General features: G+C 67.7%; 23 protein-coding genes. 11 read left to right on the top strand and 12 right to left on the bottom strand.

What is annotated here, in order from left to right; all coding sequences use genetic code 11:
* Positions 1-83: 83 nt before the first annotated feature.
* A complete protein-coding gene (zapE, locus tag GDIA_RS10665; protein ID WP_012554141.1) occupies positions 84-1,298 on the bottom strand; it encodes a cell division protein ZapE in 1,215 nt (404 codons plus the stop codon).
* Positions 1,299-1,429: 131 nt separating this feature from the next.
* Between zapE and GDIA_RS10660 the strand changes: the two genes are divergently transcribed.
* The 4 genes from GDIA_RS10660 (at position 1,430) to GDIA_RS10645 (ending at position 3,632) form a co-directional block, all read left to right on the top strand.
* On the top strand, positions 1,430-1,774 hold the full coding sequence (locus tag GDIA_RS10660; RefSeq protein ID WP_012224685.1) for a carboxymuconolactone decarboxylase family protein: 345 nt from the start codon (positions 1,430-1,432) through the stop codon (positions 1,772-1,774).
* Between the two features lie 96 nt (positions 1,775-1,870).
* Positions 1,871-2,518 carry a 2OG-Fe(II) oxygenase family protein gene (locus GDIA_RS10655; RefSeq protein ID WP_012554140.1) on the top strand — a complete coding sequence of 216 codons (648 nt, stop codon included), beginning with the start codon at positions 1,871-1,873 and terminating at the stop codon, positions 2,516-2,518.
* Between the two features lie 93 nt (positions 2,519-2,611).
* Positions 2,612-2,989 (top strand): hypothetical protein, encoded by a 378-nt coding sequence (locus tag GDIA_RS10650; RefSeq protein ID WP_012224681.1) that lies wholly within the window; start codon positions 2,612-2,614, stop codon positions 2,987-2,989.
* Between the two features lie 49 nt (positions 2,990-3,038).
* A complete protein-coding gene (locus GDIA_RS10645; RefSeq protein WP_012224679.1) occupies positions 3,039-3,632 on the top strand; it encodes a Spy/CpxP family protein refolding chaperone in 594 nt (197 codons plus the stop codon).
* A gap of 116 nt (positions 3,633-3,748) precedes the next feature.
* Here the strand turns inward: GDIA_RS10645 and GDIA_RS10640 are convergent, their stop codons facing one another.
* Positions 3,749-4,693 carry an IS110 family transposase gene (locus GDIA_RS10640; protein ID WP_012224677.1) on the bottom strand — a complete coding sequence of 315 codons (945 nt, stop codon included), beginning with the start codon at positions 4,691-4,693 and terminating at the stop codon, positions 3,749-3,751.
* Positions 4,694-4,939: 246 nt separating this feature from the next.
* Positions 4,940-6,484, bottom strand: coding sequence for a glucose-6-phosphate dehydrogenase (gene zwf / locus GDIA_RS10635; protein WP_012224675.1), 1,545 nt, complete (start codon positions 6,482-6,484; stop codon positions 4,940-4,942).
* A 283-nt stretch (positions 6,485-6,767) separates the two neighbouring features.
* On the opposite strand from zwf, the gene GDIA_RS10630 reads away from it, so the two are divergent.
* The 6 genes from GDIA_RS10630 (at position 6,768) to GDIA_RS10605 (ending at position 12,396) form a co-directional block, all read left to right on the top strand.
* Positions 6,768-7,796: an aspartate-semialdehyde dehydrogenase gene (locus tag GDIA_RS10630; protein ID WP_012554138.1), complete on the top strand. Its 1,029-nt coding sequence runs from the start codon at positions 6,768-6,770 to the stop codon at positions 7,794-7,796.
* Between the two features lie 188 nt (positions 7,797-7,984).
* Positions 7,985-8,446: a succinate dehydrogenase, cytochrome b556 subunit gene (gene sdhC, locus GDIA_RS10625; protein ID WP_012554137.1), complete on the top strand. Its 462-nt coding sequence runs from the start codon at positions 7,985-7,987 to the stop codon at positions 8,444-8,446.
* 1 nt (position 8,447) lies between these two features.
* A complete protein-coding gene (gene sdhD / locus GDIA_RS10620; protein WP_012224670.1) occupies positions 8,448-8,870 on the top strand; it encodes a succinate dehydrogenase, hydrophobic membrane anchor protein in 423 nt (140 codons plus the stop codon).
* A gap of 120 nt (positions 8,871-8,990) precedes the next feature.
* Entirely contained in the window at positions 8,991-10,802 is a 1,812-nt protein-coding gene (sdhA, locus tag GDIA_RS10615; protein WP_012224668.1) for a succinate dehydrogenase flavoprotein subunit, read from the top strand.
* A 27-nt stretch (positions 10,803-10,829) separates the two neighbouring features.
* Complete coding sequence (locus tag GDIA_RS10610; protein WP_012224665.1) at positions 10,830-11,612, top strand: succinate dehydrogenase iron-sulfur subunit; 783 nt, start codon at positions 10,830-10,832, stop codon at positions 11,610-11,612.
* A 121-nt stretch (positions 11,613-11,733) separates the two neighbouring features.
* Positions 11,734-12,396 (top strand): protein-tyrosine phosphatase family protein, encoded by a 663-nt coding sequence (locus tag GDIA_RS10605; RefSeq protein WP_012554136.1) that lies wholly within the window; start codon positions 11,734-11,736, stop codon positions 12,394-12,396.
* A gap of 48 nt (positions 12,397-12,444) precedes the next feature.
* On the opposite strand, the gene GDIA_RS10600 is transcribed toward GDIA_RS10605, so the two are convergent.
* From GDIA_RS10600 to GDIA_RS10580, 5 genes are all read right to left on the bottom strand, one after another.
* Entirely contained in the window at positions 12,445-12,969 is a 525-nt protein-coding gene (locus GDIA_RS10600) for a helix-turn-helix domain-containing protein (RefSeq protein ID WP_012554135.1), read from the bottom strand.
* Positions 12,970-13,145: 176 nt separating this feature from the next.
* The gene (gene lnt, locus GDIA_RS10595; RefSeq protein WP_012224659.1) at positions 13,146-14,723 is read right to left on the bottom strand and encodes an apolipoprotein N-acyltransferase; all 1,578 of its coding nucleotides are present in this window, start codon (positions 14,721-14,723) and stop codon (positions 13,146-13,148) included.
* A 4-nt stretch (positions 14,724-14,727) separates the two neighbouring features.
* Positions 14,728-15,573 (bottom strand): GNAT family N-acetyltransferase, encoded by an 846-nt coding sequence (locus GDIA_RS10590; RefSeq protein ID WP_012224657.1) that lies wholly within the window; start codon positions 15,571-15,573, stop codon positions 14,728-14,730.
* Positions 15,570-16,067 (bottom strand): Fur family transcriptional regulator, encoded by a 498-nt coding sequence (locus tag GDIA_RS10585; protein ID WP_012224654.1) that lies wholly within the window; start codon positions 16,065-16,067, stop codon positions 15,570-15,572. Before GDIA_RS10585 ends, GDIA_RS10590 begins: the two co-directional genes overlap by 4 nt.
* 90 nt (positions 16,068-16,157) lie before the next feature.
* Entirely contained in the window at positions 16,158-16,562 is a 405-nt protein-coding gene (locus GDIA_RS10580) for a Ros/MucR family transcriptional regulator (RefSeq protein ID WP_012224652.1), read from the bottom strand.
* An 89-nt stretch (positions 16,563-16,651) separates the two neighbouring features.
* Here GDIA_RS10580 and GDIA_RS10575 point away from each other — a divergent pair, with 89 nt between their 5' ends.
* Positions 16,652-16,894 carry a sulfurtransferase TusA family protein gene (locus GDIA_RS10575; RefSeq protein ID WP_012224650.1) on the top strand — a complete coding sequence of 81 codons (243 nt, stop codon included), beginning with the start codon at positions 16,652-16,654 and terminating at the stop codon, positions 16,892-16,894.
* A gap of 2 nt (positions 16,895-16,896) precedes the next feature.
* On the opposite strand, the gene GDIA_RS10570 is transcribed toward GDIA_RS10575, so the two are convergent.
* The 4 genes from GDIA_RS10570 to GDIA_RS10555 are packed head-to-tail and all read right to left on the bottom strand — an operon-like array spanning position 16,897 to position 19,269.
* The gene (locus GDIA_RS10570) at positions 16,897-17,397 is read right to left on the bottom strand and encodes a GNAT family N-acetyltransferase (protein ID WP_012224648.1); all 501 of its coding nucleotides are present in this window, start codon (positions 17,395-17,397) and stop codon (positions 16,897-16,899) included.
* Positions 17,394-18,092, bottom strand: coding sequence for a tRNA (adenosine(37)-N6)-threonylcarbamoyltransferase complex dimerization subunit type 1 TsaB (tsaB, locus tag GDIA_RS10565; RefSeq protein ID WP_012224646.1), 699 nt, complete (start codon positions 18,090-18,092; stop codon positions 17,394-17,396). Before tsaB ends, GDIA_RS10570 begins: the two co-directional genes overlap by 4 nt.
* Before the next feature lie 16 nt (positions 18,093-18,108).
* Positions 18,109-18,693, bottom strand: a complete 585-nt coding sequence (locus GDIA_RS10560) for a malonic semialdehyde reductase (RefSeq protein ID WP_012224644.1) — start codon at positions 18,691-18,693, stop codon at positions 18,109-18,111.
* A 12-nt stretch (positions 18,694-18,705) separates the two neighbouring features.
* Positions 18,706-19,269 carry a NifU family protein gene (locus GDIA_RS10555; RefSeq protein WP_012224642.1) on the bottom strand — a complete coding sequence of 188 codons (564 nt, stop codon included), beginning with the start codon at positions 19,267-19,269 and terminating at the stop codon, positions 18,706-18,708.
* Positions 19,270-19,454: the final 185 nt, after the last annotated feature.

Raw genomic sequence — 19,454 nt, 5'->3', positions numbered from 1 at the left:
CCGTCACGATGCCGTGACCGTAAGGAACATGCGCAGGAATGGCGAAACGGCGCCCCCGGGCGGTCGGGCGGCCGGCGCCCCGGTCAGGACAGGTGCGGCAGGTCCAGGTAGGCAGCGCTCTGCATTTCTTCCAGGCGCGATGCGGTACGTTCGAAAGCCTGCGCGCCGTCACCCTTCTGGTAGATGGCGTCCGGCTGGTCCTCGGCCGAGGCGAACAGCTTGACCTTCTGTTCGTAGAGCGTATCGATCAGCACGATGAAACGGCGGGCGACATCGAAATTGTCGGGGCCCAGGCGCGGCACGTCGTCCAGGACCAGCGCCGCGAAGCGGTTGGCCAGGGCCAGATAGTCGCCCGCGCCCAGCGGCCGGCCGCACAGATCGGGAAAGGTGAAGCGCGCGACCGGACCGGCCGCCACCGGCACCGCGAACGTCCGGCCCATCACCTCCAGCTTCACCGGGCGCACCGGGGCGCCGTCGGCCAGGCGCATGAACAGCGAATCCAACTCCAGCTCCGCGTCGGGGCCCGGGGGGACGATCCAGGTCGCCATGCCGCGCATGCCGCCCCTGCGGTAATCGCGCGGGGAATCCAGTTCCACCGTGTCGACCTCGCGCTGGATGATGGCGATGAAGGGGCGGAAGGCGTCCGCGCCCGGCCGGTTCTGGAACAGATCCTTGGGCTCGGTGTTCGAGGTCGCGACCACGACCACGCCCTCGGCGAACAGATATTCGAACAGGCGGCCCAGGACCATCGCGTCGGCGATGTCGTTCACCTGGAATTCGTCGAAGCACAGCAGCCAGGCCTCGTCCGCGATGGCGTGGGCCAGCGGCGGGATCGGATCGGTCAGGTCCGGATGGGCGATCTTCATGGCGTGCAGGCGCTGGTGGACGTCCTGCATGAAACGATGGAAATGCACCCGTTTCTTGTGTTCCACCGGGGCCAGCTCGAAGAACAGGTCCATCAGCATGGTCTTGCCGCGCCCGACCTGCCCCACCAGGTACACGCCGCGCGGGCGCGGCGGTTGGGCGGCACCGCCGGCCAGGCCGAGGCGGGATTTCAGGCTGCCCAGCCCCTTGCCCAGCAGCCCGTGGCTGAAAATCCCCTGCGGCGGCGGCCGGCGCACCACGGGGTGATAGCCGGGCAGTTCCCGCCACAGCCGGTCCAGACGCGCCGCGGCCTTGGCCTGTTCGGGATCGGCGGAGAGCAGGCCCGCATTCACCCGGGCCTGGTACGCGGCCAGGGGTCCCGTTCCGGGGGGAAGATGCAGGTCCGAGGCGAAGAGCGAAAGGGCGGCTTCCATAACAACGCCGATAGCGCCAGCAACCATTCTCAGCAAGAGCGTGCGGTCGCCAAACCGTGTCGTGACAGGCCTGCTCTCTATCTGGTGAACTTGAAACCGTATTCACGACCACGAAACAAGGATGTTGCGCGATGATCGACTGGTCCGCCTATCGCCGCTATCTCGGCCAGACCATGCCCAAGCTGGCTGCCCTGACACCCGGTACGGTCGAGGGCCTGACCACGCTGGAAGAGGCCGCCGTCACCACCGGCCGGCTGGACGCCAAGACGCGCGAACTGATCGCGCTGGCGGTGGCGGTCACGACCCGCTGCGACGGATGCATCGCGGTCCATTCCAGGGCGGCGGTGGACGCCGGCGCCACGAAGGAGGAAATCGCCGAGGCGCTGGGTGTCGCCGTCGCGCTGAATGCCGGGGCGGCGGCGGTCTATTCCACCCGGGTGATCGACGCGGTGCAGAAGGCCGCCGAGGCGGGCTGAGACGGGGCGGGGCGGGTGCGCGCCAATGCCTTGATTCCGGGGCACCTCCGGGCCTAGGAATTGGAATCTGGTCTCCATCAGCCCTTCGCAGGTACCATGACCATTACCGCGCCGATCCGTCCCGATTATGCCGCGCTGGAAGCCGCCCCGGTTTCCGACGATCCCTTCCCCCATGCGGTCGTCCCCCACTTCATCCGGCCGGATGACCTGCAAGCCCTGGTGGCGTCGCTGCCGGAGCTGGCCTCCGGCGGGTCGTTCCCCCCTTCCGCCCTGGCCGTGTCCCCGCTGGTGCGCGGCGTGATGGAGGAAATGGAGGGGCCGGTCCTGCGCGGGATCATCGCCCGCAAGTTCGGCCTGGACCTGCACGATGCGCCGACCATGCTGACCCTGCGGGGCCGCACCCGCGAGAAGGACGGGCGCATCCATTGCGATTCGGTGGCCAAGCGCGTGACGGTGCTGCTGTACCTGAACCCGGCCAGCGCGTCCTGGGCCCGGCAGGAAGGCTGCGTGCGCCTACTGCGCGGCCCGGACGATATCGAGGATTTCGCCGCCGAGGTCCCGCCCGTGGACGGCACGCTGCTGATCTTCCCCAACGGGCCGACCACGTGGCACGGCCACCGGCAATATGTCGGCCGGCGCTACACGATCCAGCTCAACTACATGGAAACCGGCGCCAAGGCCCGCAGCGAACTGCGCCGCCACCGCCTCTCTGCCCTGGCCAAGCGCCTGTCGCGCGCCGCCTGACCATCGCCTGCGGAAAGGGAAGCCGCGATTCCGCCAAGATTGATGCCGATAGTACGCTCCGAGGACGTTACTGATCGATAAAGGAGCCCCATCATGCGGGTTCAAACCTTGCCCCTGCTTCTGGCCGGCATCTGCCTGACCGGGACCATCGCCACCACCCTGCCGCAGGCCGCGCTGGCCCAGCGCGGTCATGGCGGCCCCGGCTGGCACGGCGGCGGCCGTCATATCGAGCATCGCGACTGGGGCCGGGGCCGCCCCGGCTGGCGCGGTGGCGGCGGCTATCATCGCGGCCCGGGAGTCGGGGCCGTCGTCGGTGCCGGCATTGCGGGCCTGGCCGTCGGCGCGCTGGTCGGCGGGGCGCTGTCGTCGCAGGCGGCGCCGCCGCCCGCCGCCTATTCCCCGCAGGCGGAACCTCCGCCCCCGCCGCCGGCTTATTACCCCCAGACGTCGTACGGACCGTCGCCCTATTGATGCGGCCGGCCCCCTTCCGTCCACCCGCCTTTACCGGAGTCATCCGTTCATGACCGTTCGCCGGTTCACGCTCCTCGCCGCCCTCACCCTGCTCCCGGCCCCGGCCCTCGCGGCCGCCGACGCGCCTCCGCCCGCCGCACCGGGCGCCGCGCCGGCCGGCCAGACGGCGGCCAGCCCCGGCACGGCAGGTCCGGGCACCGCCAGCCCCAGCACCCCTGCTTCCAGTGCTCCCGCTTCCGGCACCCCCGGCCCGTCCAGCCAGGCCCCTTCCAGCCAGGGCTCGGCCGTTCCGGTCCATACCCCCCATGACTCGGCGCCCGACCTGCTGGCGGCGCACATCGCCACCCTACACCAGCAACTGGGCATCACATCCGCGCAGGAAACCGCCTGGGGCGCGTTCGTCCAGGTGATGCGCGACAACGCCACCCGCTTCCACGACGCCATCCTGCAGCGCCGCGAGAAGCTGGCGGGCATGAGCGCGCCCGACAACATGCAGTCCTATGCCGACCTGATAACGCAGCGCGCGCAGAACCTGCAGGCGCTGAACATGGCGTTCCGCACACTGTATAACGGCCTGAGCGACGCACAGAAGAAAGAGGCCGATACCCTGTTCCGTCATTCGGACGGACGGGACCAGCATTGACCTGAAGGCCAGGGCGCTGCCCTGGACCCGCCAAAGGGCTTGGCCCTTTGGAAACCCAGTCATCCGGGGTGCAGGGCATCATGCCCTGCCGGGTCCGGGCTGAGTATCCGTCTTGATCAAGCTATTTTTGGTGCCCATGAGCGATCCTGTCGCAGGAGTGCGTTTGCGAGGACGATGAGCTTCCTCATGACGGCGGTGATGGCGAGCATGGCCGGTTTTCCGCGTGCGACGAGAGCGTCATATTGGCGCTTGAGATCGGGATTATGCCGGATGGCGACCAGTGCCGGCATGTAGAGGGCCCGGCGCAGCTGAGCGCGGCCGCCCCGGATGACGCTCTTTCCCTGCCAGGTTCCCGACTGGCGCGTAATGGGCGCGAGGCCGGCCAGCGCGCCGGCCTGCCCCTCCTCCATGCTGCCGAGTTCGGGCATGTTGGCCAGCAGGGCATGGGCTGTGGTGGCGCCCACGCCGGGAATGCTGAGCAGGATATCGCGCCGGTGCGCCATTACGGGTTCGGCGTCGATCAGGGCCGCGACCGCCTTGTCGATGGCCGCGATCTGCGCTTCGATCTGACGCAGGCGATGGCGGGTCTGACGCAGGAGCAGGCCGTTCTCCGTGGCGGCCTTGCGGTTCAGGGTTCTCGTCCGGTCACGCGAAAGCCCCTCGCGGGCGGCGACGAGTTCGGCCAGTTCCGCCTGCTTTTCACTGGGGGCCTGGCGTATCGCGGGCTCCAGCGCCACGCCGAAACGGGCCAGCATGAGCGCATCCACACGATCGGTCTTGGCCAGCGTGCCAGTCGCCTCGGCAAAGCGCCGGGCCTGGCGCGGGTTGACCTTGCAGACGGGCAGGCCCGCCTGGGTCAGGCGGCGCTCAAGGGCACGGTGATAGATCCCCGTTGCTTCGAACACGATACGGGCCACCGCCCGTTTGCCGATCCAGCGGCGCAGGGCCGTATGACCGGCGGCGTCATTATCGAACCGCCGCGTCGCGGAGCCCGGATGAAGCGCGGCATCAAGGTGATCTTTCGAGACGTCGATCCCGATCGTGATCGGGGTATCGCGCATTTCAGGCTTGGCACGGGAGGCGATCGCGATCATCTTTTCCATGTCCTATGCTTGTCATCCGGGGCTCAAGCCCCCCGGTATCCGTTCAGGGCACAAGGAAAAGAAGGGGCGGTCATACTCCGCCACGACCCGCTATGGTCCAGCCCAGGCGACCCGTCCCCTTCCCGTTCAGCCGGGGTGGCCACCCCGGCTGAACGGCCCTTTATCGCTCACCGCGACAAAAAAGTCATAAGACAAGCCCGGTTCTTAAACGCCGTCCAGCGGGTACCAGCTTCGGCCGTCGCGGGCCAGCAGGGCGTCCGCCCCGGCCGGGCCGGTGGCGCCGGCATCGTAGAATTCCAGGCTATCGGACGATTTGGCCCAGGCTTGCAGGACCGGGTCCACTGCCGCCCAGGCGGCGTCGATATTGTCCGCGCGCTGGAACAGCGTCGCATCGCCGCTGAGGCAGTCATACAGCAGCGTTTCGTAGCCGACATTGGGCTGCAGGTCGAACGCGTCCTCGTACCGGAAGCGGACCTGCACCTCGGCCAGGTCCATTGCCGGGCCCGGATGCTTGGCCGCCATCCCGATGGTCAGGCCCTGCGAGGGCTGGATGTTCAGGATCATGCGGTTGGGCGGCAGCGCGTCGGTCGCGGTGCCGCGGAAGATGGCGACCGGCGGCTTCTTGAACTGCACCACGACCTCGGTCCGGCGGCCGCCCAGCGACTTGCCGGTGCGCAGATAGAACGGCACGCCCGACCAGCGCCAGTTATCCACATGCAGCTTCAGCGCGACATAGGTTTCCGTCACGCTGTCGGGGGCGACGCCCGGGCTGTCGCGATAGGCGGCCACGGGCTTTCCGTCGACGGTCCCGGCCCGGTACTGGCCGCGCACCGCGTCCTCCGGCGCCACCGGGCGGACGGATTCGAACAGCTGCTCCTTCGCCGTGCGCACCGTGTCGGCCGAGAACGAGGCCGGCGGTTCCATCGCCACCATGGCGAAGAGCTGGAACAGGTGGTTCGGCACCATGTCGCGCAGCGCGCCCGTCGGTTCGTAGAACGCACCCCGCTGCTCGACCCCGATGGTCTCGGCGGCGGTGATTTCGACATGGTCGATATACTCGTTCCGCCACAGCGGCTCGAAGATCAGGTTGCCGAAGCGCATGGCCAGGATGTTCTGGACCGTTTCCTTGCCCAGGAAATGGTCGATCCGATAGATCTGGCGTTCGTCCAGCACCGACAGGATCTGCGCGTTCAGCGCCCGCGCGGTCGCGAGGTCCGAGCCGAACGGCTTTTCGATCACCACGCGGCGGAACCTGCCGTCCTGTTCCGCCAGCAGCCCGGCCTGGCCCAGCGTGGCCACCAGCGACCCGAAGAAACGCGATGGCACCGCCAGGTAGAACACGGCGCTGCCCGGTAGTTTCTCGCCCAGGGCCCGCACCTGCGCCAGGTCCGAGAAATCGGTCTGGACGTATTCCAGCCTGTCCGCGACCCAGCCCCAGGCTTTGGCGTCGATGCTGGGGGTGTAGAATTCGGCATCGCGGTCGCGGGTGAATTCCTGCATCGTCGCGGCCAGCCCGTCGCGCCATTCCGCCGTGCTGCCCGGCACGCGGTCGATGCCGATAATGCGGAAATCCGGGTCCAGCAATCCGCTGCCCGCCAGGTTGTACAGGGCCGGCATCAACAGCCGCTTCGTCAGGTCGCCATGGGCGCCGAACACCACCAGCGTGGAGGCCGGGGCCGGCTTGCTGCCCGAGGGGGGGATGGCATGCCGGGCGCGCGCCGGCGACGATATGTCGCGAGAGAAGGACATGACGGATAGTTCTCCTGAACAGCCAGCAGCCCGAGCATAGACGCCGGCGCGGGGGAAGACCTTGCGCCAGATCACGAACGGCTGTCATGTCCGGCCATCAGACACCCGGCGGGGCGGAGCGGCAACGCACCGTGCCAACACAAGGATGCGAGACCGCAACCCGCGAGGCCCCGCTTGTCCTGCTTGCATAGCACCCGGGACGGCACTACCTGTCAGCGTCTCCAATCAGGAGAAAACACGCAGCCCCCGGGCAGGCCGGGCGCGCAGATCAGGGAATGGATCGATGGGATACCGCGTTGCGGTCGTCGGCGCCACGGGCGCCGTCGGGCGGGAAATGCTCAAGACGCTGGCCGAACGCGCGTTTCCGATAGACGAGATCGTCGCCCTGGCCTCGGCCCGATCGGCGGGGCAGGAGGTCTCGTTCGGCGACAAGACGGTGCTGAAGGTGCAGAACCTGGAGCATTTCGACTTCACCGGCTGGGACATCGCCCTGTTCTCGCCCGGGGCGTCGGTTTCGGCGGTGCATGCGCCGCGCGCGGCCAAGGCCGGATGCATCGTCATCGACAACACGTCGCATTTCCGCATGGAACACGACGTGCCGCTGGTGGTGCCCGAGGTCAACCCGAACGCGCTGAAGCGGGCGCGGCGCGGCATCATCGCCAACCCGAACTGCTCGACCATCCAGATGGTGGTGGCGCTGAAGCCGCTGCACGACCTGTTCACCATCCGCCGCGTCGTGGTGGCCACGTACCAGGCGGTGGCCGGCGCGGGCAAGGAAGGCATGGACGAACTGTTCGCCCAGTCGCGCGCCAGCTTCGTGGGCGACCCGCTGAAGGCCGAACAGTTCACCAAGCAGATCGCCTTCAACTGCATTCCCCATATCGACCGTTTCATGGATGACGGCGCGACCAAGGAGGAATGGAAGATGACGGCCGAGACCCGCAAAATCCTTGACCCTGACATCTCGGTTTTCGCTACCTGCGTGCGCGTGCCGGTCTTCATCGGCCATTCCGAGGCCATCACGGTCGAGTTCGAGGAACCCGTGGACCTGGAGCGCGCGCGGGAGGCCCTGCGCGAGGCGCCGGGCGTCATCCTGCACGACCAGCGCGAGGATGGCGGCTACGTCACGCCGACAGAATGTGTTGGTGAGGACGCAACTTACGTGTCGCGCCTGCGGATCGACCCGACCGTACCCAACGGCCTGGCCTTCTGGTGCGTGGCGGACAATCTGCGCAAGGGGGCCGCGCTGAATGCAGTACAGATCGCGGAAACCATGATCGCGCTGGACCTGATTCACCACAAGGCAGCCTGATCGACACCACGAAAAACCGGAACGGTACGAAATCGTTCCGGTTGCGTGCCACGGCACTGCAATCACGCGTCTCGCGACCTCGTGTTCCCCCCTGCGTTGACCGCGCCCCCTCCCCGGCGTAGGACCGATACAGACACAAGGCGACGGAACAAACCGGAGCCATAATCAGGGAAATCGACGAGACGACCATGCAGGATGTCCGTGATGCGCTCTATATAGGGCACCGAAGCGACGGAACACTGACCCGGCGACCCATGTCCCCGCATCTCCAGGTCTATCGCTTCCGACTTTCAATGTTCCTTTCAATCGCGAACCGGGCAGCCGGCGTCGCGGCGGCCGCCGGTTCGGTACTCGGCGTGTGCTGGCTGAATGCAGCCGCGAAAGGCCCTGAATCCTTCAAGAGGGTTCAGAAGGTTACCCGCAATCCCATGGGCAAGCTGGCCCTTGTGGGCTGGACGCTGTCGCTGGTCTATCATTTCGTCGCGGGCCTGCGCCATCTCTCGTGGGATGCCGGCTACCGCTTCGAGAAGAAAGAGATCAACGAGGACGGGCCCATCGCGGTGGGCGTGACGGTGGGGACGACGCTGGCGCTCGTCGCCACCATCTTCGGCCTTGCGGCCTGCCGTTCCAGAAAGAAGAAGGCATCCTGACATGAACGCGTCCCATACGCCGCGCATGGATGTCATGCGCTCGCAATTGTCCCGGGCACGGGGACTGGGCTCGGCCAAGACCGGGGTGGACCACTGGTGGATGGAGCGGATGTCCGCCGTCGCCCTGGTGCCGCTGTCGGGCTGGTTCGTGCTGCAGGTCCTGCGCCTGGCGGGCTCCAGCCAGGAAGATGTCGTGGAATGGGGCGGCAAGCCCGTCAATTCCTCGATGCTGCTGGCCCTGATGGTCCTGACCTTCTACCACATGCAGCTGGGCCTGCAGGTCATCATCGATGACTATGTGCATGGCAAGGCGCATCTGCCGGTCAGCCTGCTGATGAAGGGCGCCGCCTTCCTGATCGGGCTGTTCGCCGTGATCGCCGTCCTGAAGCTGGCACTGGCCCCGTCGCGCAAGGCAATCGCCTGACATGGCGGATCGGGCCCGCGCGGTCCGTGAGTACAGAGACAGCGATACAGAGACAGTTCCGGCCCGGCGGCGACACAAGCCGTCCCGCGGGCCGGACGAGCATCGGGACACGTCCAAGAAATGAACGCGATCACTCTCCCTTCATCAAATGCCTATCGGATCGTCGATCACGCCTATGACGTGGTCGTCGTCGGCGCCGGCGGATCGGGTCTGCGCGCCACGCTGGGCATGGGCGCCGCCGGCCTGAAGACCGCCTGCGTCACCAAGGTCTTCCCCACCCGCAGCCATACCGTCGCCGCCCAGGGCGGCATCGGCGCGTCCCTGGGCAACATGGCCGAGGACAACTGGCGCTGGCACATGTACGACACCGTCAAGGGGTCGGACTGGCTGGGCGACCAGGACGCCATCGAATACATGTGCCGCGAGGCGGTTCCCGCCGTGCAGGAACTGGAACATCTGGGTGTTCCGTTCTCGCGCACCGAGGAAGGCAAGATCTACCAGCGCCCCTTCGGCGGCCACATGCGCAATTACGGCGAGGCCCCGGTGCCCCGCGCCTGCGCCGCCGCCGACCGCACCGGCCATGCCATCCTGCACACGCTGTACCAGCAGTGCCTGAAGCATAACGTCGAATTCTTCGTCGAATATTTTGCCCTGGACCTGATCATGGACGACCAGGGCGCCTGCCGCGGCGTGATCGCGTGGTGCCTGGAAGACGGTTCGATCCACCGCTTCCGCGCCCAGACGGTGGTGCTGGCGACCGGCGGCTACGGCCGTGCCTACCAGTCCTGCACGTCGGCCCACACCTGCACGGGTGACGGCGGCGGCATGGCGATGCGCGCGGGCGTGCCGACCCAGGACATGGAATTCGTCCAGTTCCACCCGACCGGCATCTATCCGGCCGGCTGCCTGCTGACCGAAGGCTGCCGTGGCGAGGGCGGATACCTGACCAATTCCGAGGGCGAGCGCTTCATGGAGCGCTACGCGCCGACCGCCAAGGACCTGGCGTCGCGCGACGTGGTGTCGCGCTCGATGACCATCGAGATCAACGAGGGTCGCGGCTGCGGCCCGAAAAAGGACTACATGCTGCTGCACCTGGAGCATCTGGGTGCGGACCTGCTGCATGAGCGCCTGCCGGGCATTTCCGAGACCGCGCGCATCTTCGCCGGCATCGACGTGACCAAGGAGCCGGTGCCCGTCCTGCCGACCGTGCATTACAACATGGGCGGCATTCCCACGAACTATCATGGCGAGGTCATCCGCCCGACGGCCGACAATGTGGACGCTGTCGTGCCCGGCCTGATGGCGGTGGGCGAGGCCGCGTGCGTGTCGGTGCATGGCGCCAACCGCCTGGGCACCAATTCGCTGCTGGACCTGGTGGTGTTCGGCCGCGCGGCCGCCAAGCGCGCCGCCGAGCTGATCAAGCCCATGGAGACCATCGCCCCGCTGCCCCCCAAGGCGGGCGAGGCCGCGCTGGACCGCCTGGACCGTCTGCGTTCGGCCAAGGGCGGCACCCACGTGTCGGTCATGCGCGACACGCTGCAGCGCACGATGCAGAAGCATGCCGCCGTCTTCCGCAACACCAAGAGCCTGGCGGAAGGCGTCGAGAAGATAAAGGACATATGGACGGGCGTGCCCGACCTGTCGATTTCCGATCGCTCGCTGATCTGGAACACCGACCTGATGGAAGCGCTGGAATTCGAGAACCTGCTGGCCAACGCCACCGTTACCATGGCGGGCGCCGAGGCCCGGCACGAAAGCCGCGGCGCGCAGGCGCACGACGACTACCCCGAGCGTGACGACAAGAACTGGATGAAGCACACCGTCGCCCATCTGGACGACAAGGGTGGCGTGGAACTGTCCTACCGCCCGGTGCACATGAAGACGCTGACCGACGAGGTCCAGGTCTTCCCCCCCAAAAAGCGCGTCTACTAAGCGAAGCGGCGGAAAAGGGACGAGACGATGGTCGAATTCAGCCTGCCAAAGAACAGCCAGATCGGGAAAGGCCGTATTTTCACGGCCGCACCCGGCGCCAAGAACGTCAAGCCGTTCCGGGTCTATCGCTGGAACCCGGACGACGGTGCCAACCCCGTCGTCGACACCTACGAGATCGATCTGGATACGATCGGCCCGATGGTGCTGGACGCGCTGATCCACATCAAGAACAACGTCGATCCGACGCTGACCTTCCGCCGGTCCTGCCGCGAGGGGATCTGCGGGTCGTGCGCCATGAACATCGACGGCGAAAACACGCTTGCGTGCCTGAAGCCGATCAAGGACGTGCATGACGCGGTGTCGATCTATCCGCTGCCGCACATGCCGGTCGTCAAGGACCTGGTGCCCGACCTGAACGGCGCCTATGCCCAGCTTCGCTCGATCGAGCCCTGGCTGAAATCCGATACGGCGCCCCCGCCGGATTCGGAGCGCCGCCAGAGCATCGAGGAACGTGCGGAACTGGACGGGATGTGGGAATGCATCCTGTGCTTCTGCTGCACCACGTCCTGCCCGTCCTACTGGTGGAACGGCGACCGGTACCTGGGCCCGGCCACCCTGCTGGCGGCCTATCGCTGGATCGCCGACAGCCGTGACGAACATGCGGGCGAGCGGCTGGATGCGCTGGAAGATCCGCTGAAGCTGTATGCCTGCCGCACGATCATGAACTGCACCCAGACCTGCCCCAAGGGCCTGAACCCGGCGAAGGCCATCGCCCGGATCAAGGAACTGCAGCTGGAACGCAAGATCTGATCCCGCGCCGCCGGGCAAGCCGGCGGATGCGACCGACTGAAATGATTGACGGACAGGGCGCCGGATGGGACACATCCGACGCCCTTTCTTTTTGCCCCCTTGCGCCAGGAAGCAGCCAGCCTTGTTCGACGGAACCCTAGCCGCGCCGGGCAGCCGACGCCGGGCCTGGATCGACAGCCTGTTCGTCGATCACGCGGTCTTTCGCCTGCCCTGGACCAATTTCGCCGCCGTGATCCCGGGCAAGGTCTATCGCTGCAACCACCCCACGCCCCGCCGCCTGGCGGCCGCCACGCGTCGCTACGGCCTGCGCACGCTGGTCAACCTGCGTGGCCATCGCCGATGCGGGTCGGACGCCCTGTCGCGCGAGGCCGCGTCGCGCATCGGCCTGACCCACCTGGACATGGCGTTCGAAAGCCGGGGCGCGCCCCATCGCGACCGCATCCTGCGCTTCGCGGCGATGTACGCCACGCTGGACTTCCCCATGCTGATGCACTGCAAATCCGGCGCCGACCGCGCGGGACTGGCATCGGGCCTGGTGATCCTGTTCGAAGGAGGCACCGCCGAGCAGGCGCTGCGCCAACTTTCCTGGCGGTTCGGTCATTTCAACCGATCGCGCACCGGTATCCTGGATGCGTTCTTCCTGCGCTACCGGCACGAAGCCGAGGGCCGCCTGCCGTTCCTGGACTGGGTGCGCGATGAATATGACGAGGCCCGCCTGCGCCGGGACTTCGTGGCCGGACGGCTGGCCTCATTCATCAACGACCAGGTGCTGCGGCGCGAGTAACCGGCGCCGGACGCCTGCGCTGCTTCTGTCCTCAGAAACGGAAGACGGTCATTCCGGCGGCGCCATCATGCGGATCAGGTCCAGCACCCGGCGCCGCATGGCGGGATCTTCGATCCGGTAATAGATACGGACAAGCTCGATCGTCTCGCGCCGGGAAAACAGCGCGATCTCGCTCGCCGGGGCCGCGCCCTCGGGCGCGCCGCCGAAGGCTTCCTGGGCCTGGGCGAAGCCCGGAATCGCGTTCGTCGCCTTCGACCCGGCCTGGCCGCTGTCCAGCCCGTCGAAGAAGAAGCTGACCGGCACGTCCAGCACTTCCGACAGTTCGTACAGCCGAGACGCGCTGACGCGATTGGTGCCGCGTTCATATTTCTGGACCTGCTGGAAGGTCAGCCCCAGGGCGTCACCCAGACGCTCCTGGGACAGACCCATCAGGGTCCGGCGCAGCCGGATACGGCCACCGACATGGACGTCCACGGGGCTGGGACCCGAAACTGGCTTGTCAGTCAAACCGTCTTTCCGCCCCTTGAAATCACGATTATCCGAAGAATGCTGCATTAATGAATAGTTTACCATTATACGGGTGGCCTGCTAACTGGGAATTTGGGAATTAAATTCCGGTAATGCAATCAGGAATGCGATGCGGTCGCATTTTCCCTGTGATCGGCACGGACAACATGGCCAGCGCGGCGGAAAAGACCGCCGAGGGCCACAAACAGACAAATCGGACAAGACGAAAACCGACCGTGGCATCAAGCCCGGCGAAATATCCGCACGGATATGTGAAGCCACAAAGTGGGCATGATTAAGGCCAGCGCCAACACAATGGGTATCCAGCGGCCGAAACGGCCGAAGGGCGTCATGGGCAGAGACCCCGTCACGGGAACGACCAGCACCCCCTGGCGGTTCCATCCCAGCCGCCCCAGTTCGCTCCCGTGGGCGTCGAACACGGCGGATATTCCGGTGTTCGCGGCCCGGGCCACCGGCAGCCCTTCCTCGACCGCGCGCATGCGCACGGCGGCCAGGTGCTGGCGCGGGCCGGCGGTGTCGCCGTACCAGCCATCGTTGGTGACGTTGACCAGCCAGTCCGGCCGGTCCGTTTCCTGGGCAACCTGGCCCGCGAAGATGACCTCGTAACAAATCAGGGGACCGGCCGCCGGCATGCCGGGCACGTGCCAGGTCCGCACGCCCGGCCCCGCCGCCATCCCGTCGCCCGGCACCACGTGGAACGGCAGGAACCGGGGCTGGTATTCGCCGAACGGCACCAGATGCGCCTTGTCATAGAGTGCGGCCACCCGTCCGTCCGGCTCGGCCACCGCCATCACGCTGTTGCGCCAATGGCCGTCTTCATCCCTGCGGATGCTGCCGATCACGCCCGCAGCCGCCCCGGCGCCGGCCCGGGCGATCATCTGCCGCGCCAGGTCGTCTTCCTGCAACAGTCCGGGAAACGCCGTTTCGGGCCAGACGAACACGGCCGGATGGTCGGCCGACCAGGCCGGATTCGCCATCGCCTGGGCCACGCCGGACCGGGTCAGCGCCAGGTAGCGGCGAAAGATCGCCGCGTCGTCCTGGGCGGCGATCTTCTGCGTCTCGGGCACGTTGCCCTGCACCAGCACGACGACCGGATTATGCCCGGCCGGAACGGGACGGGCGGCCAGCCGCGCCCAGCCTGCCGCGCCCCAGACCGCCAGCCCGGCCAGCGCCATCACGATGCCCCGCCGCCCCGCCAGCGGCAGCAGCGCCAGCAGCACCGTACACAGGGTCAGCCCGTCCACCCCGATCCAGGATGCGGGCTGGATCATCGCGTCACCCACCCGGCCATCCAGTTCCCACGTGCTGCCCAGGGGATTCCACGGAAAGCCGCTGAAGATGAAGACCCGCGCCATGTCGAACAGGGTCCACAACCCGGCGAACGCCAGCCAGCGCGGCCAGCCCGCCCGCGCCAGGCGGCACAGCGCGGCGGGCGCCGCCGCCATCGGGGCCAGGATCAGCGCGCAGCCGGGGGCGGCCAGCGGCACCAGCCACCAGAACGTGTCGGCACGGACCAGGATCGCATCGGTCAGCCAGTACAGCCCCGCCGTGTGCAGACCCAGCCCGAACATGAAGCCCCGGCGCCCCGCGCCCCGCCATGACGCGGCGCGGTCGATCGCCCGCATCAGCAGGCCGAAACATACCACCAGGATCGGGAACAGATCGACGGGCGGGAAGGCCAGCGCGCCCAGCGCACCGACCAGCAGCATCAGCAGGTCCGCCCGCCAGCCGTGGGCGCCGGACACGCGGTCCGCCGTCGCGCGCCAGGACCAGGCCGGACTTGCCGGCCCGGCAGCCATGGCCCTAGTCGAGAGCGTCACGCAGCCGTCGTTCGTAATGACGGTAATATTTGTCGGCCAGCAGCTCGCTCTTGACGATGATCGCGACGTCGGTCGTGTTGAACTGGTCGTCCACCACCGCGCCGTCGCCGACATAACCGCCCAGCCGCAGGTACCCCTTGATCAGGGGGGGCAGGCGGGCGAGGCACCGCCGGTGGTCCAGCGCGTGCGGGTCGGCACGCAGCATCTCGACCCGGCGATGCGGCAGGGCGCGCAGCCGCAGCGCCGGCGGCGCCAGATGGTTGTGATAGAGGTAGGTCAGCTCGTCGCTCAGCGGCAGGGGGTCGACACCCGGCAGGCTGGCGCAGCCGAACAACACGTCGATCCGGTGCAGGAAGATATAGGACGCGATGCCCCGCCACAGCAGCTGCATCGCGGCCCGGCCGCGATAGCGCGGATCGACGCAGGATCGCCCGACCTCCAGCAGCCGTCCGGGAAAGTCGGTCAGCGGCGACAGGTCGTACTCGCCCGAACTGTAGAACCGCCCCAGCTTCCGCGCGTTATCCCCCTGCATCAGCCGATAGGTCCCGACCACGCCCTTGGCGCCCGAGGAAATCGCGTGATCGATCACCAGCAGATGGTCCGCGACCTCGTCGAATTCATCGACATCACGACGGGTGCGCAGGGTGCGCTCGTCCGGCCTGGCCCCCATTTCCTCGTAGAAGACGCGATAGCGCAGGGCCTGGGCGGCATCACGCTCGGCGTCGTTGGCCGCGATGCGCACCCCCAGGTTGCCCCCCCGCAATTCGGGAAAGCCGTCACGGTCGAGTTCCAGGGTCGACAGGGATTGAGTCGGTTTCTCGATGCTCACCGCCGTGATTCATCCTTGCTTGCCGCGGCGCGCTGCGCGGCCGCCCCATCTGACGCGACCGGCGTCGCCGGCTTCCTGCGCGCGAACAGTTCCATGCGATGGGATACGAGCTCGAATCCCAGCCGGTCGGCTATCCGCCGCATCAGGGCAGTGTGTTCGGCGTCCTCGAATTCGACGACCTTGCCGGTGTCGACATCGATCAGGTGATAATGGTCGCCGTCCTCGGTCGCCTCGTAGCGCGCGCGGCCGCCACCGAAATCACGCCGCTCGAGAATGCCCTTCTCTTCCAGCAGGCGCACGGTGCGGTACACGGTCGCGACCGAAATCCGCGAATCCAGGGCGGCGGCGCGGCGGTAGAGTTCCTCCACGTCGGGATGGTCCTCGGCCTCGGACAGGACGCGCGCGATCACCCGCCGCTGGCCCGTCATCTTCAGGCCGCGCTCGATACACATGCGCCCGATGCGCGATTCCATAGCCTCGCCTGCCGCTACCATGTCGACGGCCCAACCCGAACATCAGACGTGTGGTCCAACGAAGCGTCGCCTCCCCTTGATCGGGCCGTGCCGCCGCGCGGCACGCCACATTCATTCCTCGCGCTTCGTTCCGAGGCCGATTTTCCGCGCGAGGGACGACCGATGGCTGGCATAATTCGGCGCCACCATCGGGTAGTCGTGCGGCAGGCCCCAGCGCTCCCGATATTCATCCGGGGTCAGGTTATAGGCCGTTTTCAGATGGCGCTTCAACATTTTCAGCTTCTTGCCGTCTTCCAGGCAGACAATATAATCCGGGAAGATCGATTTCTTGGGCGATACCGCGGGGACCGGACGCTCCGGTTCGGCCACGACGCGGCCCAGCCCGTCCAGCGTGACATAGATCTTCTGGATCAGCTCCGGCAGTGCCGCCGTCTCCACGCTGTTGCCGGAGACATAGGCCGCCGTGATCTGCGCCGTCAGATCCCTCAGATCACCCTTACCCGTTTCGTTGGCCATACCTAAATCCCGCCAGTCAAATAAACCGGGTCTCTATATAGTTGAACGAGACAGAGCCGCAACCACGTCCCGATGGAAGAAAACGTCCAATGATCGATACCGAAACCGCCCGGCTCGACATCACCGGCGAGACCTGTCCCATGACGTTCGTCCGCACGCGCCTTGCTCTTGACCGGCTGCCGGGGGGCGGACAATTACGGGTAAGGCTGCGCGGCACGGTGCCGCTGGACAATGTCAGCCGCAGCGTGCGCCAGTTGGGCCATGCCATCACCGAGCAGACGGATGAAGGCGACGGGGTCCACGAAATCCTGATCGTCAAGGCACCGGCCTGACGTCACGAAGCCGTGGGCATCGCATCGTCCAGCGCGCGCGCCAGCACGAAGGCGTCCGCCCCGTCGGCATAATAGGCCCGGCGGCGGCCGATCTCGGCGAACCCCGCCGCCCCGTACAGGGCCCGGGCCGCCTGGTTGCGGTCGGATACTTCCAGCACCAGGCGCCGCGCGCCCCGGGTCACGGCCTGCGCGCCCAGCCAGTCCAGCAGCGCCCGGCCCAGCCCCTGGCGCCGCGCCGCGCCCGATACCGCCAGGGTCAGGATCTCGGCCTCGTCCGCCGCCACACGCCCCATGACGAACCCCTGCGGCACGGAGGCACAGTCCGTCCGGCCCAGCCCGACGATGACGCCCGGCAGGCCCAGCAGCGTGTCCATCGCCGGCCGGTCCCAGCGGTCCCCGGGCGGAAAGGCATCGTGATGCAGCGCGGCCAGCAGGCCCCCCACATACGGCCCCGCCGCGTGGATCACCGGCCCGGATGACGGATTCGAGGGTGAAGGATTCAAGATGGGGCCGGCCGCAGGCCGGCGGCCGGCAGCTTCGCCTCCGGCGGATCGACATAGAGCGGCAGGACATCGCGCGCCGGCCGGCCGGCGGCACGGCGCGCCAGCGCGGCCCCGGCGATCATCACCCCGTCCGGCGCCGTCCAGCGCGACAGGGCGATATCCGTCCGCGCGCCGCCCAGGGCCGCCCGGGTTTCCGCCGCGGCATTGCCCGCCAGCAGCAGCGGCCCCGGCGGCAGGACAAACCCGTCCAGGGCCTGAGCCCGCACCGTCCCGTCCCCGTTGCCACCGGGCTGTTCGACGAAGATGCGCCCGCGCCGCGCGACCGACAGGCACAGCACGGTGGCCCCCGCCCCGGCCTCATCCTGCAGCGCGGAGGCGAGGGCCTCGCCCGCGGTCACCCCCAGCAGGTCGCAGCCCGCGCCCAGCGCCAGCCCCTGCGCCAGGGCCAGCGACGCCCGCAGGCCGGTGAACGATCCGGGTCCGACGACCGCCGCGATCAGGTCCAGGTTCCGGGGCCGCCAGCCGCATTCCGCCAGCAGGGCGGCACAGCGCGCCGGCATTGCCTCCGCCCCGCCCCGCGCGGGCAGGTCAAGCATCCGCACCGGGCGCAGCACGCCGTCCACGCGCTCCACGCAGCCCAGCAGGGCGGCGGCGTCCGCCCCCGCCGGGGCGCCGTTCAGGACCAGGATCCGCATCGCGTCCGCCGTGGGGTCAGAGCAGCAGGCAGGCATCGTCGAAGGACAGGCGCGGCGCGCGCGGCTGCTCCGGCTGTCCGTCGGCATAGCCCAGGCTGACCAGGAAATTGGCGCGCCAGCCCTGTCCGGCCAGGAACGAATCCTCGACCGCGTAGGCGTCGAAGCCCGAGATCGGCAGCACGTCCAGCCCCAGCGCCCGCGCCGCCAGGATCAGGTAGCCGCCCTGCAGCGTGCCGTTGCGCAAGGCGGTCTCGTCCGCCAGGCCGACATCGGCGGCGAACCAGGCCCGCAGCCCGGGTTCGGGATTGAGAGTCCCGAACCGGTCAAAGAACAGCGGATCATGCGCGACGATCACCGTCACCGGCGCGGACAGCACCTTGTCCACATTGCCTTCGGACAGGGCGGCACGCAGCCGTTCGCGATTGTCCGCCGTGCGCAGGAAAACGAAGCGCGCGGGCGAGCAGTTGCCCGAGGTCGGGCCCAGCCGCACAAGGTCGTACAGGCGATGCAGCAGTTCGTCCGGCACCGGCTCGTCGCGCCAGCGCCCGGGCGTGCGTGCCGTACGGAACAGCAGGTCCAGCCCGGCCTCGTCAAGAACCATGTCGTTTTCCTGTTATGCGTCCACCTGCTCGACCGAAACCACTTCCGGCACGTAATGCCGCAGCATGTTCTCGACACCATGCTTCAGCGTCGCGCGCGAGGACGGACAGCCCGAGCACGCGCCCTGCATCGTCAACCGCACGACCCCGTCGCGATAGCCGCGAAACACGATATCCCCCCCGTCGCCGGCCACGGCCGGCCGCACCCGCGTGTCCAGCAATTCCTTGATCTGGCGGACGATCTCCTCGTCCTCCGGGGCGATCAGTTCTTCCTCGACCGCCGCGTCGTCCTCGATCGCCGGCATGCCGGAGACGAAGAAATCGACCAGCACGGACAGAAGCTGCGGCTTCAGCACCGACCAGTCGGTGGCCTCGTCCTTGGTCACCGCCACGAAATCACCACCCAGGAAGACGCGCGCGACGCCCGGTTGGCCGAACAGGGCGTCGGCCAGCTTCGACCGGCCCGCCACCGCATCGGGGCTGACGAAATCCGCCGTGGCGCGACCGGGCACGATGGTACGGCCCGGAAGGAACTTCAGGGTCGCGGGATTAGGGGTATCTTCGGTTTCGATGAACATCGGGGGGCCTTTGTTCCAGGGGAGCAGCAGAAAGCGGACTCGACCAGTCCGATTACAATCCAGATGAGCCAGGATGGCCGCCGAAACAAGCCCCCGGATGGTCGGGCATGGGACATGGATGACGGAAACGCAATGCGTCCTTGCGCAAGGTCATGGCGAAAGGCGGCCGGAGCGTGTGAAATGGA

Source organism: Gluconacetobacter diazotrophicus PA1 5 (assembly GCF_000021325.1).
GTDB lineage: Bacteria > Pseudomonadota > Alphaproteobacteria > Acetobacterales > Acetobacteraceae > Gluconacetobacter > Gluconacetobacter diazotrophicus.
The sequence above is the reverse complement of the archived record's forward strand: the minus strand, read 5'-3'. Positions and strand labels throughout refer to the sequence as shown.

What these genes read in the sequence shown, in the direction of transcription:
- zapE (WP_012554141.1), bottom strand. Translation starts at nt 1,298, where the DNA reads ATGGAAGCCGCCCTTTCGCTCTTCGCCTCGGACCTGCATCTTCCCCCC.
- GDIA_RS10660 (WP_012224685.1), top strand. Translation starts at nt 1,430, where the DNA reads ATGATCGACTGGTCCGCCTATCGCCGCTATCTCGGCCAGACCATGCCC.
- GDIA_RS10655 (WP_012554140.1), top strand. Translation starts at nt 1,871, where the DNA reads ATGACCATTACCGCGCCGATCCGTCCCGATTATGCCGCGCTGGAAGCC.
- GDIA_RS10650 (WP_012224681.1), top strand. Translation starts at nt 2,612, where the DNA reads ATGCGGGTTCAAACCTTGCCCCTGCTTCTGGCCGGCATCTGCCTGACC.
- GDIA_RS10645 (WP_012224679.1), top strand. Translation starts at nt 3,039, where the DNA reads ATGACCGTTCGCCGGTTCACGCTCCTCGCCGCCCTCACCCTGCTCCCG.
- GDIA_RS10640 (WP_012224677.1), bottom strand. Translation starts at nt 4,693, where the DNA reads ATGCGCGATACCCCGATCACGATCGGGATCGACGTCTCGAAAGATCAC.
- zwf (WP_012224675.1), bottom strand. Translation starts at nt 6,484, where the DNA reads ATGTCCTTCTCTCGCGACATATCGTCGCCGGCGCGCGCCCGGCATGCC.
- GDIA_RS10630 (WP_012554138.1), top strand. Translation starts at nt 6,768, where the DNA reads ATGGGATACCGCGTTGCGGTCGTCGGCGCCACGGGCGCCGTCGGGCGG.
- sdhC (WP_012554137.1), top strand. Translation starts at nt 7,985, where the DNA reads ATGCAGGATGTCCGTGATGCGCTCTATATAGGGCACCGAAGCGACGGA.
- sdhD (WP_012224670.1), top strand. Translation starts at nt 8,448, where the DNA reads ATGAACGCGTCCCATACGCCGCGCATGGATGTCATGCGCTCGCAATTG.
- sdhA (WP_012224668.1), top strand. Translation starts at nt 8,991, where the DNA reads ATGAACGCGATCACTCTCCCTTCATCAAATGCCTATCGGATCGTCGAT.
- GDIA_RS10610 (WP_012224665.1), top strand. Translation starts at nt 10,830, where the DNA reads ATGGTCGAATTCAGCCTGCCAAAGAACAGCCAGATCGGGAAAGGCCGT.
- GDIA_RS10600 (WP_012554135.1), bottom strand. Translation starts at nt 12,969, where the DNA reads ATGGTAAACTATTCATTAATGCAGCATTCTTCGGATAATCGTGATTTC.
- lnt (WP_012224659.1), bottom strand. Translation starts at nt 14,723, where the DNA reads ATGGCTGCCGGGCCGGCAAGTCCGGCCTGGTCCTGGCGCGCGACGGCG.
- GDIA_RS10585 (WP_012224654.1), bottom strand. Translation starts at nt 16,067, where the DNA reads ATGGTAGCGGCAGGCGAGGCTATGGAATCGCGCATCGGGCGCATGTGT.
- GDIA_RS10580 (WP_012224652.1), bottom strand. Translation starts at nt 16,562, where the DNA reads ATGGCCAACGAAACGGGTAAGGGTGATCTGAGGGATCTGACGGCGCAG.
- GDIA_RS10575 (WP_012224650.1), top strand. Translation starts at nt 16,652, where the DNA reads ATGATCGATACCGAAACCGCCCGGCTCGACATCACCGGCGAGACCTGT.
- tsaB (WP_012224646.1), bottom strand. Translation starts at nt 18,092, where the DNA reads ATGCGGATCCTGGTCCTGAACGGCGCCCCGGCGGGGGCGGACGCCGCC.
- GDIA_RS10560 (WP_012224644.1), bottom strand. Translation starts at nt 18,693, where the DNA reads ATGGTTCTTGACGAGGCCGGGCTGGACCTGCTGTTCCGTACGGCACGC.
- GDIA_RS10555 (WP_012224642.1), bottom strand. Translation starts at nt 19,269, where the DNA reads ATGTTCATCGAAACCGAAGATACCCCTAATCCCGCGACCCTGAAGTTC.